Consider the following 16424-nt stretch of genomic DNA (forward strand, 5'->3'; position numbering starts at 1 on the left):
AGCAGGGTTGCCGGGACTGGCGCTGGCACTGGTCGGAAGGTTTTTCCGATCGGGCCTTGGGATCCAAGAAGGTTTTCGCACAACGATATTTTTCGATTGAGCAATATCGTCGTGGCAACCGTCTACAGTGGACGGTAGGACTTTTGCTTTTTCCATCCATGGCGCACCGGAAAAATAGAAGAAGGGGGAGCTCATATTGGTCAGATCGACAGTTAACAATCCCTACGGCGACGCCGTGCGACAACGGGCCTCGGGCATCGGTCGGCAAGCGCTGGTAAAGATAGACAACCGCCTCGCGGCACTTTTTGGCCCTCGAACGAGTCTTAGCGTGGATCGCGGTGACGGATGTCACTTCCCCTGTCTACGCTATCCTTGTGCGAGACTCACGCAGGAATCCAGCGCAATATGAATGTCCTGATCGTTGATGACGAACCACTGGCCCGCGAGCGCCTGAGCCGAATGGTTGGCGAACTCGAGGGTTACAGTGTCCTGGAGCCGAGCGCCACCAATGGCGACGAGGCATTGGCCCTTATCGACAGCCACAAGCCGGATATCGTGCTGCTCGACATTCGCATGCCTGGCCTGGACGGCCTGCAAGTGGCGGCGAAGTTGTGTGAACGAGAATCGCCGCCCGCCGTGGTGTTCTGTACCACCCGGGACGACTTCCCACCCGAGGTGTTGCAGGCCGGTGCCGTGGGCTATCTGGTCAAGCCCGTGGCGTCCGAGGCGTTGCTCGAAGCCTTGCGCAAGGCCGAGCGGCCCAACCGCGTGCAACTGGCGGCGCTGACCCGCCCGGCCGCCGAAAGCGGCAGTGGCCCACGCAGCCACATCAGTGCGCGCACCCGCAAAGGCATCGAGTTGATCCCCTTGAACCAGGTGGTCTATTTCATTGCCGACCACAAGTACGTGACCTTGCGTCATGAGAGTGGCGAGGTGTTGCTGGACGAACCCCTCAAGGCCCTTGAGGACGAGTTCGGCGAACGCTTCGTGCGTATCCATCGCAACGCCCTCGTGGCCCGCGAGCGCATCGAGCGTTTGCAGCGCACCCCCCTTGGGCATTTCCAACTGTTCCTCAAGGGCCTCAATGGCGACGCGCTGATTGTCAGCCGACGGCATGTGGCCGGCGTGCGCAAGATGATGCAGCAGCTTTAGCCGGGCGGTCCAAGGCGTTCAAAGCGTTTCATTTCGGGGATCTGGCGGCCAGGGAGGCCTTGAGGTCGTGATTCAAATCAAAGCGGTTTTGGCTGAGCTGTTATTATCTGCCGTATCTTTTAAGTACGGATTGATCCATGTCCCCTCGCGAGATCCGCATCGCCACCCGTAAAAGTGCCTTGGCCCTCTGGCAGGCCGAATACGTCAAAGCCCGCCTGGAAGCGGCCCATCCCGGGCTGAGCGTGACCCTGGTGCCCATGGTCAGTCGCGGTGACAAGCTGCTGGATTCGCCGCTGTCGAAGATTGGCGGCAAGGGCCTGTTCGTCAAGGAGCTGGAAACTGCGTTGCTGGACAACGAAGCCGACATCGCCGTGCACTCGATGAAAGACGTGCCCATGGACTTCCCCGAAGGCCTGGGCCTGTTTTGCATCTGCGAGCGAGAAGACCCCCGCGATGCGTTCGTCTCCAACACGTTTTCCAGCCTTGAGGCGCTGCCTGCCGGGAGCGTGGTCGGCACGTCCAGCCTGCGTCGCCAGGCACAATTGCTGACGCGGCGCCCGGACCTGCAAATCCGTTTCCTGCGTGGCAACGTCAACACACGCCTGGCCAAGCTCGATGCCGGCGAATACGACGCCATCATCCTCGCCGCCGCCGGCTTGATCCGCCTGGGCTTCGAAGACCGCATCACCTCGGCCATCAGCGTCGATGACAGCCTGCCGGCCGGCGGGCAAGGGGCGGTGGGCATCGAGTGCCGTAGCGCCGACAGCGACATCCATGCCCTGCTGGCGCCGCTGCATCATGCAGACACCGCCACGCGGGTGTTCGCCGAGCGCGCGCTGAACAAACATCTCAATGGCGGTTGCCAGGTGCCAATCGCCTGTTACGCCGTGCTGGAGGGTGAGCAGGTCTGGTTGCGCGGTCTGGTGGGGGATCCCAACGGCGGCCGACTGCTTAGCGCCCAGGCGCGGGCGCCGCGCCACGATGCCGAGGCGCTGGGTGTACGCGTGGCTGAAGACCTGCTGAGCCAAGGCGCCGCCGACATCCTCAAGGCGGTCTACGGCGAGGCCGGCCACGCGTGACGGGTTGGCGGCTGTTGCTCACCCGGCCGGCGGACGAGTCGTCGGCGCTGGCGGCGGTTCTGGCCGAAGCGGGGGTCTACAGCAGCAGCTTGCCGTTGCTGGAGATCGAGCCGGTCCCGCTGTCCGATGCCGGTCGCGCGATATTCCAGGCGCTGGATCAATACGCTGCCGTGATCGTGGTCAGCAAACCGGCCGCACGCCTGTGCGTCGAGCTGCTGCGCCAATACTGGCCCCGGCCTCCGGATCAACCCTGGTTCAGCGTGGGCGCGGCCACCGGACAGATCCTCGCCGATGCCGGCCTCACCGTGTTTTATCCCGATCACGGCGATGACAGCGAAGCCTTGCTGGAACACTTGGTCTTGCGCCAGGCTGTATCGCGGCCCGACCCCAAGGTCTTGATCGTGCGGGGCGAAGGCGGCCGCGGCTTGCTGGCAGAGCGTTTGCGTGAGCAAGGTGCTAGTGTCGATTACCTGGAATTGTACCGACGCCACTTGCCCAGTCATGGCGAAGGGGCATTGCAGGCATTAGTCGAAGCGGAACGCTTGAACGCCCTGATGGTCAGCAGTGGGCAGGGCTTCGAGCATTTGCAGCGGCTGGCCGGCGATGCGTGGCCGGCCCTGGCGCGCTTACCGTTGTTTGTGCCAAGCCCAAGGGTGGCCGAGATGGCGCGTGCCGCCGGGGCCCGAACAGTTGTGGGTTGCCGTGGCGCCGATGCCGCGGCTTTGCTGGCGGCGTTACGGGAACACTCCGTGCCGTTTTCTAATGCAAAGGATGGATACGTGAGCGAAACAGCCTTGCCAAAAGAAGATCTGGACCAGCCGGCGATCGATGCGCCGGTTGAAACCCCGCCTCCCGTAGCGCCGCGTCGTGGCAACGGGCTGGCCGTTGTTGCACTGTTGCTCGGCGCTGCCGGCGTAGCCGTTGGCGGTTGGGGCGTATGGCAGGTGCGTCACCTGCAAACCAATAACCAGCAGCAGTCCGCCCAGGTCCAGGCGCTGAACGACCAGGCCCAGGCCCTCAAGCTCAACGAGCAACGCCTGAGCGAGCGCCTGGCGCAATTGCCCCCGGCTGAAGAGTTGGAAGAGCGGCGGCGCCTGGTGGCCCAGTTGCAGAGTGACCAGCAACACTTGAATCAGCGCCTGGAAACCGTGCTCGGTGCCAGCCGCAAGGACTGGCGCCTGGCAGAGGCCGAGCACCTGTTGCGCCTGGCCAGCCTGCGTCTTTCCGCCCTGCAAGACATCAACAGTGCCCAGGCGCTGGTCCAGGGCGCTGACGAAATCCTGCGGGAGCAGAACGACCCTGGTTCGTTCGCCGCCCGCGAGCAATTGGCCAAGACCCTCGCTGCGCTGCGCAGCACCGAACAACCGGATCGCACCGGGCTGTTCCTGCAATTGGGTGCCTTGCGTGACCAGGTGCTGCAACTGACCGAACTGGCACCGGAGTACAAGGATCGCGGCGAATCGCTGCTGGGCCTGACCGCCGACGGCGATGGAGCCAGTCGGTGGGCGCAGTGGTGGGATCAGATCTCGCGCTATATCCGCATCGATTTCAACGCGGACGAGAACGTTCGTCCGTTGCTGGCCGGGCAGAGCCTCGTGCAAGTGCGCCTGGCCCTGAGCCTGGCGCTGGAGCAGGCGCAATGGGCCGCCCTCAACGGCCAGGCGCCGGTCTACACCCAGGCGCTGACCGAGGCGCGGGATGTGTTGAAGAACAACTTCAACCAGGACAACCCGCAAAGCAAAGTCATGCTCGAGCGCGTGGGTGAGCTGGCCAAGCAACCGGTGACGGTGGTCACCCCGGACCTGACCGGCACGCTGAGCAGCGTCCAGGCCTACCTTGAGCGCCGCAACCTCAATGCCGAGGAATCGGTCAAGCCGCTGCCCGCGCCTGGCGCGCAGGAGGCCACGCCATGAAACGTCTCTACGTGATTCTGTTCGTGGTCATCGCCGCCGCCGGCTTGCTGGGCGTGGCGATTGCCGAGCATTCGGGTTACGTGCTGGTGGCGTACAAGAACTTCCGTTATGAAGCCGGCCTGTGGGTCACCCTGGCGCTAGTGGCGGTGCTCTGGCTGCTTTGGCGAGGCCTGAGATTCCTGGTCGGGCTGGTGACCACGTCCAGCGGCGTAGTCAACCCGTGGTCGCGGCGCAACCGCAGCCGTCGGGTGCAAGTGGCGATCGAACACGGCCAGTTGGACCTGGCCGAAGGTCGCTGGGCCAGTGCCCAGCGCCACCTGCACCGTGCCGCCGAAGCCGAGCGCCAACCGCTGCTGTATTACCTGGGGGCTGCCCGCGCGGCTAATGAACAGGGGCTTTACGAACAGAGCGACAGTTTGCTGGAGCGCGCCCTGGAGCGTCAGCCCCAGGCGGAACTGGCCATTGCCCTGACGCACGCGCAACTGCAGACGGACCGGGGCGACACGGACGGCGCATTGAGCACGCTGCAGGCCATGCATGAGCGTCATCCCCATAACGTCCAGGCCCTGCGCCAATTGCAGCGACTGCATCAGCAGCGCGGCGACTGGTCGGCGGTGATCCGGCTGTTGCCGGAGTTGCGCAAGGATAAAGTCCTGCCGCCGGCTGAATTGGCTGAACTGGAACGGCGTGCCTGGGGCGAAAACCTCACCCTGGCGGCCCACCGTGAAGAGGACGGCAGTGTCGGTTTGCAGTCGCTCAATCGGGCCTGGCAACAGCTGACCTCCGCACAGCGCCAGGAACCGGCGTTGGTATTGGCCTATGCCGAGCAACTGCGTCAGTTGGACGCTCAGGTCGAAGCCGAAGAGGTGCTGCGCGGCGCGCTCAAGCGTCGCTACGACAGCCACCTGGCGCGTCTATATGGGCTGGTTCGTGGCAACGATCCGATCCGCCAACTGCAAACGGCCGAGGGCTGGCTCAAGGACCACCCGGCCGATCCAAGCCTGTTGCTGACCCTGGGGCGCCTGTGCCTGCAGAACAGCTTGTGGGGCAAGGCGCGGGATTACCTGGAAAGCAGTTTGCGGGCCCAGCGCAATCCCGAAGCCTGCGCCGAACTGGCGCGCCTGCTGGCGCAACTGGGGGATGCCGAGCGCAGCAACCAGTTGTTCCAAGAGGGGTTGGGGTTGCTGGATGAGCGCCTGCTGGCTGCGCCGCTGCCGGTTCCGGCTTAGGTGTTGTCCACTTGAGAGGGGTATGACTCATTCTTGAAAAGGGTATGAACCATTGTGGCGAGGGAGCTTGCTCCCGCTCGGCTGCGCAGCAGTCGTAAAAAACCTGCTCACTGTTTTCCTGACGCACCGTGTTGAATGGCTTTGGGGCTGCTGCGCAGCCCAGCGGGAGCAAGCTCCCTCGCCACGGGTTGGTGAACCTTAAATGCGCTGTTGCGAATACGGTTTTGGGGCTTTGGTCATACCATCAGTAAAGTCCTACAGCTCATCGCGCCGTATCCTTCTCGGCCTGTTGGGAATTCCCTACACCCCTGGTGAAGTGTCTGCGCGGGGCTGCCTTGAAAGGCCCGAGGGCTTTCCTCTACCGTAACAGCTTGTCTCTTCTGTTACGGAATCGCCATGTCTTTGGCCAGCTCACGTTTCTTGTTTCTCATGGCTTCCATCGCCGCCGCCCTGGCTTTGGGCATTAGCACGTATCTGGAATATTCGGTCGGCCTGGCGCCTTGCAGCCTGTGTGTCTTGCAGCGGTTGTGCCTGATGCTGTTCCTGGTGAACAGTCTCGTGGCCTGCGTACAGGGTCCAGGCCAAAGAGGCACGCTCTTCTACGGTACGGCAGGGCTGGTTTTTGCAGCGGGGGGAATGACCCTGGCCTGGCGTCAGGTCTTGATGCAAAGCGATTCGTTCGAGCCGTTTGCTGATTGTGTTGCCCAGCCCAAGCTGATGGATTCGTGGTGGTGCGCGTTGCATCGTATCTTTGATGGCACCGTCGACTGCGCGAATATCACTTGGACGTTGTTCGACATGAGCATCCCCGAGTGGAGCTTGTTGTTTTTTCTTGCGGTGTCCAGCGTGATGACCTATCTGCTGCTGCGCCTTGCCTGGAGTGCTCTGGTACAACCGCTCAGCGGCGAGACGTCGCAGTTGGTCCGGGCCGTGGATTAAACACTTGTATGAACTTTATCTCCTGCGTACCTTGAAGCCGTTGTCGTGCGGGCATAATCTGGCCCGCACGTGTTATTGGAATTGTGCCGCTCGATCATGTTGTGTCTGGCTTGTCCCTGTTCCATCAGGCGTGCACAGGCTGCGAGGGGCATGACTCACAAGGGAAGAAATCACCATGCTCGAAAGTTGTCAGAATGCTCAGGAACGCTGGGGTGGGGTGCATCTGTTGATCGATCGCTGGCTGCAAGAGCGTCGCGAACTGATTCGGGCCTACGATGATCTTGGCGGCAAGCCTGAAGCCCTGAGCGAAAGCCGCAAACCCTTGCAAGAGTTCTGCGGTGTGCTGGTCGACTATGTGTCTGCCGGTCATTTCGAGATCTATGAACAACTGACGGGCGAGGCCAAGGCCTTCAACGACAAGCGCGGCCTGGAATTGGCCGAGACGATTTACCCGCGCATCGATGTCATCACCGAGAAGCTGCTGGCGTTCAACGACCTGTGCGATGAAGGCAAGTGTGTAGCGGAAAAATTCAAGGAGCTGGGCGGCTTGCTGCACGAGCGTTTCGAATTGGAAGACTGCCTGATCGAAGTGCTGCACAACGCTCACAAGGAAGAAGATACCGTCCAGGCCTGAGGCCTCGCGGTCATGAAAAAACGGTGCGCATTGCGCACCGTTTTTTTTATTGGGTCAACGTCAGGTCGTCGCGCCCAGCAACTCGATCTCAAACACCAATGGCGTGTACGGCGGGATCACATCCCCGGCCCCTTCAGCGCCATAGGCCAGGGACGACGGAATCACCAGTCGCCATTTCGCGCCGACCGGCATTTGCGGCAATGCACTGCGCCAACCGTCAATCACACTGTCGAGGTTGAACCATTGTGCCTGGCGGTTGGAATCGAATACGGAGCCGTCCGGCAGTCGACCGGTATACAGCACCTGGACCTTGCCATGAGGGCCGGCCTTCGCGCCATGGCCTGGCTTGATTTCGGTCAGCAGGATGCCGTCTGCCAGTTGCTGGACGCCGGGTCGGTTCTTTTCTTCGACGAGAAATTGTTGCTCGGTTTTCAATGCGGCTTCGGTCTGCGGCGTTGTCGAAGGCGCGTTCAGTTGCGCCTGGTGCTCGGCCAGGATTTGTTCGATGCGTTCATCCTTGAGCGCCAGCGGCTTGCCCAGGTAGGCCTGTTGCAAACCTTCGACCAAGGCTTTGATCTGCAGGTCCGGCACGTCCTGGCGCAGGCGTTCGCCAAGGCTGGCGCCCAGGCTGTAAGCCAAATCGTGGGCATCGTTTACGCTGGTTTTTTCAGCGGCCTGGACCGTGGCGCAAGCCATGCACAGGAGTAAAAACAGGTGACGCGACATGTGTGCTCTCCGGCCTCGAATCGAGGAATTATGCCAGTGCCGATATCTGTAGAGGTGGATTGCCAAGGCACTGGCGCAGAAGATTTTTCCTCCCTTGCAACGCAACGTCTTGTGTACTGTCAACATGCCCTAGCGGCGGTTGCAGCAGAGGTCTAGTATGAGCCGCACTCACGTCAGTCAGGAGGTAAACCATGTCGGCCACCAAGAAGCCTGTAAACACTCCGTTGCACTTGCTCCAACAACTCTCGGGCAGCCTGCTCGAACATCTGGAAAATGCCTGCTCCCAAGCGCTGGCTGATGCTGAAAAACTGCTCGCCAAACTGGAAAAGCAACGCGGCAAGGCGCAGGAAAAACTGCACAAGTCGCGCACCAAACTGCAAGACGCAGCCACCGCTGGCAAGGCCAAGGCCCAAGCCAAGGCTAAAGACGTCGTGAAAGAGCTCGAAGACTTGCTCGATGCCTTGAAGGATCGTCAGTCCGAAACCCGCGCCTACATTCTGCAACTCAAGCGTGATGCCCAGGAAAGCCTGAAACTGGCCCAAGGCGTCGGTCGCGTGCAAGAAGCCGCGGGCAAGGCGCTGTCGCTTCGTGCTGCCAAGCCTGCCGCTGTATCGGCCAAGAAGCCGGCGGCTAAACCCGCCGTGGCAAAAGCACCGGCCAAAGTCGCTGCCAAGCCTGCCGCCAAAGCACCGGCCAAAGTCGCTGCCAAGCCTGCCGCCAAAGCACCGGCCAAAGCCGCCAGCAAGCCGGCTGCCAAACCCGTCGCTGCCAGCGCTGCAAAACCTGCGGCGAAAAAACCAGTCGTCAAGGCGGCTGCCAAGCCCGCTGCAAAAACGGCGGCCGCTAAACCTGCCGCTGCCAAGCCTGCTGTAAAAGCGGCTGCTAAACCTGCCGCCAAGCCTGCGGCAAAAGCTGTCGCCAAACCTGCCGCTAAAACAGCCGCCGCTAAACCGGCTGCCAAAGCGCCGGTAAAAGCCACTGCAAAACCGGCTGCCGCCAAGCCTGCTGCCAAACCGGCAGCGAAGCCTGCGGCAACCAAAACGGCTGCGGCCAAGCCCGCTGCAAAAACCGCTGCCAAGCCAGTCGCTGCCAAAGCCCCTGCCAAAACCGCGGCTAAACCCGCTGCCAAACCGGCCGCGGCCAAGCCTGCAGTTGCGAAGCCAACGGCTGCCAAGCCAGCCGCCGCGAAACCAGTTGCTGCCAAGCCCGCCGCGAAACCGGCCGTGAAAAAACCAGCCGCTGCAAAACCTGCGACTGCGCCAGCCGCCAAGCCCGCAACATCGGCTCCGGCTCCGACCGCGGCACCTGCGCCAACCGCCAGCACGCCGGCCGCGGCGACCAGCCCAGCTGCCGTTGCGCCGACCGCCAGCAGCACCCCAACCAGCGCTTCCTAAGTGCCGGACACCGCGACGCGCAGCTGATGCAGCGCGTCGCGGCTCGCGGGTTCGGCATTCGCCGCCAGCCCTTGCAGCCATTGCGCTGAATCGTTCTGTTGTGCCCCCGGCCAATCCATGGCCAGCGCTTCCAATCTTTCCAACAATCGCCGTTCGGCGGCCAACTCCAGCTGCTTGACCTGTTCGCGCAGGCCATTGAGTGCCGTGTCCTGAAGGGCGCCGGCTTTCCATTGGTTGCGAAGCGTACGCAGTGGCCGCACCACCTCGGTCTCCCACGGCTCGGCCATTCGTCGAAGTCGCTGCAGCCGGTGTTCATTGCAGGCCACGCCGCGCTGCGCCAGCCACAGGCCACAAAGCAGCAGGCAGACGTTGGCGCCGGCGTCTTGTGCCGCCAGGCACGCAGGCTCTACGCCAGGCTTGGCATAGAGGTCGAGGGAAAAACTCCACAGGTCAGGGGACATCGTGCTACTCGCGCCAGTTGCGAGCGAAGCTGGTAGACTCCGCCGCCATTATGATCCGACTTCAGAACCTGACTTTACAGCGTGGCCCGCAACGTCTGCTAGAAGACGCCGAGCTGACCCTGCACGCCGGCCACAAAGCCGGCCTCATCGGTGCCAACGGCGCCGGCAAATCGAGCCTGTTCGCCTTGCTGCGAGGCGAGTTGCACCCGGACTCGGGCGATTGCCTGCTGCCGGCCGACTGGCGCATCGCCCACATGCGCCAGGAGGTCGACACCCTCGAGCGCCTGGCGGTGGACTACGTGCTCGATGGCGACCTGCGCCTGCGCCAGGTGCAACGTGACCTGGCGGCGGCGGAAGCGGCCCACGACGGTGCCGCACAGGCCCGCCTGCATTCGGAACTCGACAGTGCCGATGGCTACACCGCCGATGCCCGCGCGCGCAAATTGCTCGCCGGGCTGGGCTTTACCAATGAGCAGATGGATCGCCAGGTCGGGGACTTCTCCGGTGGCTGGCGGATGCGCCTGAACTTGGCCCAGGCATTGATGTGCCCTTCGGATCTGTTGCTGCTTGATGAGCCGACCAACCACCTGGACCTCGACGCCATCATCTGGCTCGAAGACTGGCTCAAGAGTTACCCAGGCACGCTGCTGCTGATTTCCCATGACCGCGATTTCCTCGACGCGGTGGTGGATCACGTGGCCCATGTCGATCAGCGCAAGCTCACCTTGTATCGCGGCGGCTACAGCGCCTTCGAGCGCGCGCGTGCCGAACGCCTGGCCCAGCAACAGCAGGCCTACGAGAAGCAACAGGCGCAACGTGCGCACATGGAAAGCTACATCGCCCGCTTCAAGGCCCAGGCCACCAAGGCCCGCCAGGCCCAGAGCCGGATCAAGGCGCTGGAGCGGATGGAAGAACTATCGGCGGCCCACGTCGATTCACCGTTCGATTTTGTCTTCCGCGAATCGACCAAGATCTCCAGCCCATTGATCGACCTGTCCGACGCGCGCCTGGGCTACGGCGACAAGACCGTGCTGGAGAAGGTCAAGCTGCAACTGACCCCTGGAGCGCGGATCGGTCTGCTGGGCCCCAACGGTGCCGGTAAGTCGACCCTGATCAAGAACCTGTCCGGCGAACTCGAGCCTCTGGCCGGGCGCCTGACCCGAGGTGAAAACACCGTCGTCGGCTACTTCGCCCAGCACCAGCTCGACTCCCTGGATTCCAAGGCCAGCCCGCTGCTGCACCTGCAACGGTTGGCGCCGACCGAGCGCGAACAGACCCTGCGCGATTTCCTCGGTGGTTTCGATTTCCGCGGGGCGCGCATCGACGAGCCGGTGCTGAATTTCTCCGGTGGCGAAAAGGCCCGTCTGGCACTGGCATTGATCGCCTGGGGCCGACCGAACCTGTTGCTGCTCGATGAACCGACCAACCACCTGGACCTGGAAATGCGCCTGGCCCTGACCATGGCCTTACAGGAATTCAGTGGCGCGGTATTGGTGGTGTCCCACGATCGGCATTTGCTCAAGAGCACCACGGATAACTTCTTCCTGGTCGCCGATGGCAAGGTCGAGGAGTTCGACGGTGACCTGGAGGACTACGCCCGTTGGCTGGTGGAGTACCGCCAGCGCAACGCGCCGGTCAGCAGCACACCGGTCAACCCGGACAAGACCGACAAGAAAGCCCAGCGCCAGGCCGCCGCCGCACTGCGCCAGCAACTGGCGCCGCACAAGCGCGAGGCCGACAAGCTCGAAGCCGAGCTGGGCAAGCTGCATGAAAAACTGCAGAAAATCGAAACCAGCCTGGGCGACAGTGGTCTCTACGAGGCAGCGCGCAAGGATGAGTTGCGTGACCTGCTGGCCGAACAGGCCAAGCTGAAGGTCCGGGAAGCGGAGCTCGAGGAGGCTTGGATGCACGCGCTGGAATTGCTGGAAAACCTGCAAGCGGAGCTGGAGGCGTTGTCCTGATGGAAGCGTTGGCGTTGCCTGTCCCTGTCATGTGGATCGAGCCGATCTGGCTCGGTGTGCAAATCCTGCTGATCCTGGTGGCCGGTTATGTCTCGCAGCGCTTCGTCGCGCGTGCGCTCACGGGCCTGGGTGAGCGTTACCCGCTCCCACCCCAACTGGTGATTATCCTGCGGGGTGTGCTGCGCTGGCTGATCATGGGCACTGCGGTGCTGGTGGTGCTCGAACGCCTGGGTGTCTCGGCCACGGTGCTGTGGACGGCGCTGTCGGGTTTTGTCGCGGTGGCAGCGGTGGCGTTCTTCGCCATCTGGAGCGTGCTGTCCAACCTGTTCTGCGCCGTTTTGATCTACACCGTGGGACCCTTTCGCCTGGGCGATGTGGTCGAGTTGGTGGATAGCACCGACAAGCCCGGTATCAAGGGGCGCGTGGTGGCAATCAATCTGCTGTACACCACGCTGATCGAACCCGAGGAACTCGGCACCGGCAGCGCGATGGTGCAAGTGCCCAACAGCCTGTTCTTCCAGCGCTCGGTGCGGCGCTGGCGCGGCAGTGAGGCGTTTCCGGTGGGTGGGTTCGTCGAATAACGCATAGGGCCGCTACGCGGCCCAGCGGGAGCGAGCTCCCTCGCCACGGTGTTTGCATCGACTCAAATGCGTGTGCAAAAAACGATGGTCAACGGCGTGACGGCGCATTAGCTTAGTCGTTTCGACGAATCCGAGCCGGGGAGTGCAATGGTGCTGGAAACATGGTTGGCGTTTTTCGCTGCGTGCTGGGTGATCAGTCTTTCGCCGGGTGCCGGCGCGATTGCATCGATGTCCAGCGGTCTGCGATATGGCTTTTGGCGCGGTTACTGGAACGCCTTGGGCCTGCAATTGGGCCTGGCGTTGCAAATCCTGGTCGTTGCCGCCGGTGTTGGCGCGATCCTCACGGCGTCGGCCACTGCGTTCTATGCCATCAAGTGGTTCGGCGTGGCCTACCTGGTCTACCTGGGGGTCAAGCAGTGGCGAGCCATTCCCGGCGACATGACCGACGACGCGGCCCCACGGCCCATAGGTAAGCCCCTGGCGCTGGTGTTTCGCGGTTTCCTGGTCAATGTCAGCAACCCCAAGGCGCTGGTGTTCATGCTGGCGGTGTTGCCGCAGTTCATCAATCCCCATGCACCGTTGATCCAGCAGTACCTGATCCTGGGCGTCACCATGATCGCCGTCGATCTCATCGTCATGGCCGGGTACACCGGGTTGGCGTCTAAAGTCCTGCGTCTGTTGCGCACACCGAAACAACAGCGGCGGATGAACCGTGCCTTCGCGGGTATGTTCATTGGCGCGGCGGGTTTGCTTGCGACGATCAGAAAGGCTGCTGCATAAAGCAAAACCTGTGGCGAGGTAGCTTTTGTGGCTGGCTTTTGTAGAGGGCTTTTGTGGCGAGGGAGCTTGCTCCCGCTGGGCTGCGAAGCGGCCCCAAGATCTTGCGGTCGCTGCGCAACCGAGCGGGAGCAAGCTCCCTCGCCACAAAAGCATTCAGCTCATCACAGAAGCTAAAACAGCTAGCTCGCCACAAGAGCCGCTAAACAGCTACCCGACGGTATGACTCAGCGCAAGATCACCGGCGCCGTATCCCGAGGCAGGTTATTGCGCTGTACCGGTTCGCCAGGTTGCTCGTAGCTCGGGCCGCCGAGTTGTTCGCTCAGTTGCCGCGCCACGTCTTCACCCAGGGCCTTGGACACTTCGCGGACCACCCGCGGGCGGTTGAGGCTGATGCGTGCGTCCCGGTGGTTCAGCAACTTGGTGTCCTGGCCTTCGCCCATGGCCGTGAAGGCCGAGGTGATCTCGTAGGTCTTGGTGTTGATCAGGCTGAAGTCCGCCACCAGGGTCAACGCCAGCACAGCCGAGTAGCTGTCGGTATGGGCCAGCTCGTTGATGTCGCGGGTGAAATCGATGTCCGACACGGTGCCGAACAGCACGTAGTCGGCACCCTTGAAGTTGCCGGCCTTGATGCGCTTGATCACGTCATACACGTCGCCACTGGATGCCGCCGTGTGGGGCGTGCCCTGGGTCAGCTGGAACATGCCGCTGCGCAGGATCTCGCCCTTGATGTCGCCGGTGAACTTGCGCAGTTCGCCCTGCTCGATGTAGCTGCTGGTGGCTTCCATCTCGTCGTAGCTCGAGGAAGCGCTGGCGCTGTAGGGGGTCGCCTGGAAGTTGCTCTGCGCCGAAACGGTGTGGATGTATTCCTCCACCCGTTCCTGGTACGCCAGGTCGGTTACCGCGACTTTTGGGGCCGCCTGGGCACTGAATGCGCAGGCCAGGGCCATGATGCCTATCCATGTGCGCATGGCTTAGCGCTCCGTGGTCTTGCGGATTTCTTTTTCGTCCATCCACTCGGCCAGACCGCTCTCGACGTCGATCAATTGCAGGCTGAATTTGTAGAAGACGTCCTTGTAGTCGCTGCTGCGCTTGACGATCGAGCTGATGGAGCCCTCGAGGCGGTACTTGGCAGCGATCATGTTGCCGGTCTTGGCCACGGTGCTTTTCTTGTACAGGCCGCTCTGGTTCTGCAGCTTGAGCTGGTCGACCTGGCTTTCCATGGCGGTGTTGTCGCTGGCGAAACGGGCCGCGCCGGTCTTCATCAACTGGGTCTTGATGCTGGTGGTGATTTCGCGGGTGTCGATGTATTCGCTGGTCTTGTTCTTCACGTCATAGACCTGGACAACCGGGCGACCCTGCAGGATGCCGGACTGGGCCAGGGAGCGGGTCATGGACTCGGCGATCATTTGCAGGTCGGTGGAGCCGAACTCGTTGGTCACGGTTTCCACGGCCTTGGTATCGCCGTAGCTGATGTTCTTGTTGCCCAGGACCGGCGAGTTGTTGGCACAGCCGCTGACCAGCAGGGCGGCGAGGGCGAGGGAGGAAATGCGTACGAACATGTGGGGGCTCTCGAAAACTGAATGAATATGGGCTTAGGTGCAATGCCGATCGGTAAAGGAACTTGTGCCGACGGTCCCTGTGGCGAGGGAGCTTGCTCCCGCTCGGTTGCGTAGCGACCGCAAGATCTTGGGGCCGCTTCGCGGCCCAGCGGGAGCAAGCTCCCTCGCCACAGGTCCGGTGCTGGCTTGACCGACCGGGATCAGGCTCAAGGGGTATTGATTTCCAAACGGAAGTCCACGGCCTTGGGTGTCGGTGCGATGGCCGGCAGGAAACTGGTCTGTTCGCCATACATCGTCAGGCTTTTCCAGGTTTCTTCTTCGGCGATCGGAAAGCCTTCCGGCCCCAGCCAGGCAAAGCGGTAATACATCGTCTTGTTGTTGTAGCTGGTATTGCTCAACTGGACATTGACGGTCATGTAGCCGTTTTCCCGGGCCACGCGCATGGCGCCGACCACGATGTTCTTGGTCTTGCCCATCGCCACGACCTTGCTGGCGGCGCTGCCCGGCTCCGGTGGCGGCGGGGTGGCGCAACCGGCCAGCAAGGCCAGGGCGCCGACGGCGATCAGTTTTAAACGCATGTGAACAAGACTCCGTTCTTAAGGTTGCTTGAGGGCAATGGCGGTCGGGTTGGCGCTTGGTATCACCTGGGCCGCCAGGCCGCCGGCGAACACTTGGTTACCCACCGCTCGCAGCGTGATGACCTGGTAGCGCTGGTCGACGGTGACCTTGACCACCGAACCGCCCACCGCGCTTGGCAGGGTGACCTGGTGCTCGCCTTTCTTCAGGCGCAGGCGCACCACTTGGGTGTAGTCGGGCAGGGTGCGCCAGGTCCGGGTGTCGGCGCCTTCGAGTACCGCCGAGGTAAGACCCACGGCCAAGCCGGCCAAGGGATTGGTTTCGTTGATTTGCTTTTGCGCCACGCCACGGGTGACGGCGCGCACGGTGGTGCGCAGGATGATGCCCGGCATGTCGTCGCGCAGGGCCCGGCGGGACATGGCGGTGGTGCTGTTGAGCTGGGTCAGGTCCAACTGGCGGCCATCGACACCGATCTGGCCGAAGGTGGCTGTGGAGGTGTCAGGCTTGATCAGCGGGAACGACAACGGTGTGATGACCAAGTTGCCGCTGATCGGCAGCGGAAGGGGAATGCGGATCGAGTCCCGGGACGGCGCCAGGCCACTCTGCACCACGATCAGGATGTCGCTGTCATCGCTTTTGGCGGCAGGCTTGTCCAGGTCGCGCAGGGCCTGCTCCAGCAATGGCGTGTTGGGGCGCAGTTCGGCGGCCTTGCGATAGCCCGGCGCGGCCAGGTCTTTTTCACCCAGGGCTTCGTAGACGAAACCGGCCAGGTAGTGGCTGAACGCGCTTTGGTAACTGTTTTTGAGGCCGACGACTTCCGGGGCGTCGAGGCTGGCCACCGGGTAACCCTGGAGGTCCTTGTATTCGGTCCTGACCCCTTGTTTCTCGGCTTCCTCCTCGCGCTTGAGGTATTCCTTGTCCCGCAGGTCGGCGATCACCGCTTCGCGTTCGTGGGTCTTCTTGATCTGGGTCCGGGCGCCGTCGAAGTCGTTCACTGCCAGCAGATTCAAGGCCATCTGCGTGGTCAGCATGACCTTTTCGTAATCGTAGCCTTCGTAGCGGCGGACTTTATCGTTGACCAGGAAGCTGCCGAACTGGGCCAGGTACTTGGCTGTGTCGAGCTTGACCGCATCCTCCCACTGGCCGACCTGCTGATCGGCGCTGTTCCAGGCGGTCTGGCTGCCGGACAAATCGCCCTTGGCACGCAGCAGCTCACCTTTCTCGAAGTAATACAGCAGGTCTTTGTCCTGGCTGGAGTTGTTCTTTTCCAGCAGGGTCAACGCGCCGTCGACGTTGCCGGACGCCAGCTGCTGGTTGGTCTGGGCCAATTCGCTGTCGTAGTTGCGAAAGGCCGAGCAGCCGGACAACAAGGTGATCGCGCCGAGGGCGACCGAAAGAACGGCACGGGATGCCATGAACATTTTCTTCCCTGATAGCAGC

At 62.4% G+C, this 16424-nt stretch carries 16 protein-coding genes and 1 pseudogene; 11 read left to right on the forward strand and 6 right to left on the reverse strand.

Going from position 1 to position 16424, the window contains the following annotated elements; genetic code table 11:
* Positions 1-405 precede the first annotated feature (405 nt).
* The 7 genes and pseudogenes from M1D99_RS01525 (at position 406) to rsd (ending at position 6946) form a co-directional block, all read left to right on the forward strand.
* Positions 406-1152, forward strand: a complete 747-nt coding sequence (locus M1D99_RS01525; protein WP_060740100.1) for a LytR/AlgR family response regulator transcription factor — start codon at positions 406-408, stop codon at positions 1150-1152.
* 137 nt (positions 1153-1289) lie between these two features.
* A complete protein-coding gene (gene hemC / locus M1D99_RS01530; RefSeq protein ID WP_411385931.1) occupies positions 1290-2231 on the forward strand; it encodes a hydroxymethylbilane synthase in 942 nt (313 codons plus the stop codon).
* Positions 2228-2974: pseudogene (locus tag M1D99_RS01535) on the forward strand (uroporphyrinogen-III synthase); the annotation flags it as partial. The gene hemC and the pseudogene M1D99_RS01535, both read left to right, overlap by 4 nt.
* 36 nt (positions 2975-3010) lie before the next feature.
* Positions 3011-4144, forward strand: coding sequence for a uroporphyrinogen-III C-methyltransferase (locus M1D99_RS01540; protein WP_458132178.1), 1134 nt, complete (start codon positions 3011-3013; stop codon positions 4142-4144).
* Positions 4141-5373 (forward strand): heme biosynthesis HemY N-terminal domain-containing protein, encoded by a 1233-nt coding sequence (locus M1D99_RS01545; RefSeq protein WP_458131311.1) that lies wholly within the window; start codon positions 4141-4143, stop codon positions 5371-5373. Before M1D99_RS01540 ends, M1D99_RS01545 begins: the two co-directional genes overlap by 4 nt.
* Before the next feature lie 396 nt (positions 5374-5769).
* Positions 5770-6312: a disulfide bond formation protein B gene (locus tag M1D99_RS01550; RefSeq protein WP_458131312.1), complete on the forward strand. Its 543-nt coding sequence runs from the start codon at positions 5770-5772 to the stop codon at positions 6310-6312.
* A gap of 175 nt (positions 6313-6487) precedes the next feature.
* Positions 6488-6946, forward strand: a complete 459-nt coding sequence (gene rsd, locus M1D99_RS01555) for a sigma D regulator (protein ID WP_458131313.1) — start codon at positions 6488-6490, stop codon at positions 6944-6946.
* Between the two features lie 60 nt (positions 6947-7006).
* Here rsd and M1D99_RS01560 read toward each other — a convergent pair whose 3' ends face one another.
* Positions 7007-7672: an FKBP-type peptidyl-prolyl cis-trans isomerase gene (locus M1D99_RS01560; protein WP_458131314.1), complete on the reverse strand. Its 666-nt coding sequence runs from the start codon at positions 7670-7672 to the stop codon at positions 7007-7009.
* 191 nt (positions 7673-7863) lie between these two features.
* On the opposite strand from M1D99_RS01560, the gene M1D99_RS01565 reads away from it, so the two are divergent.
* Positions 7864-9066: an AlgP family protein gene (locus M1D99_RS01565; protein ID WP_434573628.1), complete on the forward strand. Its 1203-nt coding sequence runs from the start codon at positions 7864-7866 to the stop codon at positions 9064-9066.
* Here the strand turns inward: M1D99_RS01565 and M1D99_RS01570 are convergent.
* A complete protein-coding gene (locus M1D99_RS01570; protein WP_434573630.1) occupies positions 9063-9527 on the reverse strand; it encodes a TIGR02444 family protein in 465 nt (154 codons plus the stop codon). The two genes, M1D99_RS01565 and M1D99_RS01570, sit on opposite strands and share 4 nt — an antisense overlap.
* 50 nt (positions 9528-9577) lie before the next feature.
* Between M1D99_RS01570 and M1D99_RS01575 the strand changes: the two genes are divergently transcribed.
* The 3 genes from M1D99_RS01575 (at position 9578) to M1D99_RS01585 (ending at position 12849) form a co-directional block, all read left to right on the forward strand.
* Positions 9578-11488 carry an ATP-binding cassette domain-containing protein gene (locus tag M1D99_RS01575; RefSeq protein ID WP_434573632.1) on the forward strand — a complete coding sequence of 637 codons (1911 nt, stop codon included), beginning with the start codon at positions 9578-9580 and terminating at the stop codon, positions 11486-11488.
* Positions 11488-12069, forward strand: coding sequence for a mechanosensitive ion channel family protein (locus M1D99_RS01580; RefSeq protein ID WP_186706844.1), 582 nt, complete (start codon positions 11488-11490; stop codon positions 12067-12069). Before M1D99_RS01575 ends, M1D99_RS01580 begins: the two co-directional genes overlap by 1 nt.
* A gap of 147 nt (positions 12070-12216) precedes the next feature.
* Positions 12217-12849, forward strand: a complete 633-nt coding sequence (locus M1D99_RS01585) for a LysE family transporter (RefSeq protein WP_434573634.1) — start codon at positions 12217-12219, stop codon at positions 12847-12849.
* A 224-nt stretch (positions 12850-13073) separates the two neighbouring features.
* Here the strand turns inward: M1D99_RS01585 and M1D99_RS01590 are convergent, their stop codons facing one another.
* From M1D99_RS01590 to M1D99_RS01605, 4 genes are all read right to left on the reverse strand, one after another.
* Complete coding sequence (locus M1D99_RS01590; protein WP_434573636.1) at positions 13074-13817, reverse strand: penicillin-binding protein activator LpoB; 744 nt, start codon at positions 13815-13817, stop codon at positions 13074-13076.
* A gap of 3 nt (positions 13818-13820) precedes the next feature.
* A complete protein-coding gene (gene lpoB / locus M1D99_RS01595; protein WP_053126460.1) occupies positions 13821-14408 on the reverse strand; it encodes a penicillin-binding protein activator LpoB in 588 nt (195 codons plus the stop codon).
* A gap of 206 nt (positions 14409-14614) precedes the next feature.
* Positions 14615-14986, reverse strand: coding sequence for a YcfL family protein (locus M1D99_RS01600; protein WP_186706841.1), 372 nt, complete (start codon positions 14984-14986; stop codon positions 14615-14617).
* Between the two features lie 18 nt (positions 14987-15004).
* The gene (locus M1D99_RS01605; protein WP_434573638.1) at positions 15005-16399 is read right to left on the reverse strand and encodes a COG3014 family protein; all 1395 of its coding nucleotides are present in this window, start codon (positions 16397-16399) and stop codon (positions 15005-15007) included.
* Between the last annotated feature and the right edge of the window lie 25 nt (positions 16400-16424).

The sequence above is a fragment of the Pseudomonas sp. R3-41 genome, assembly GCF_054161485.1.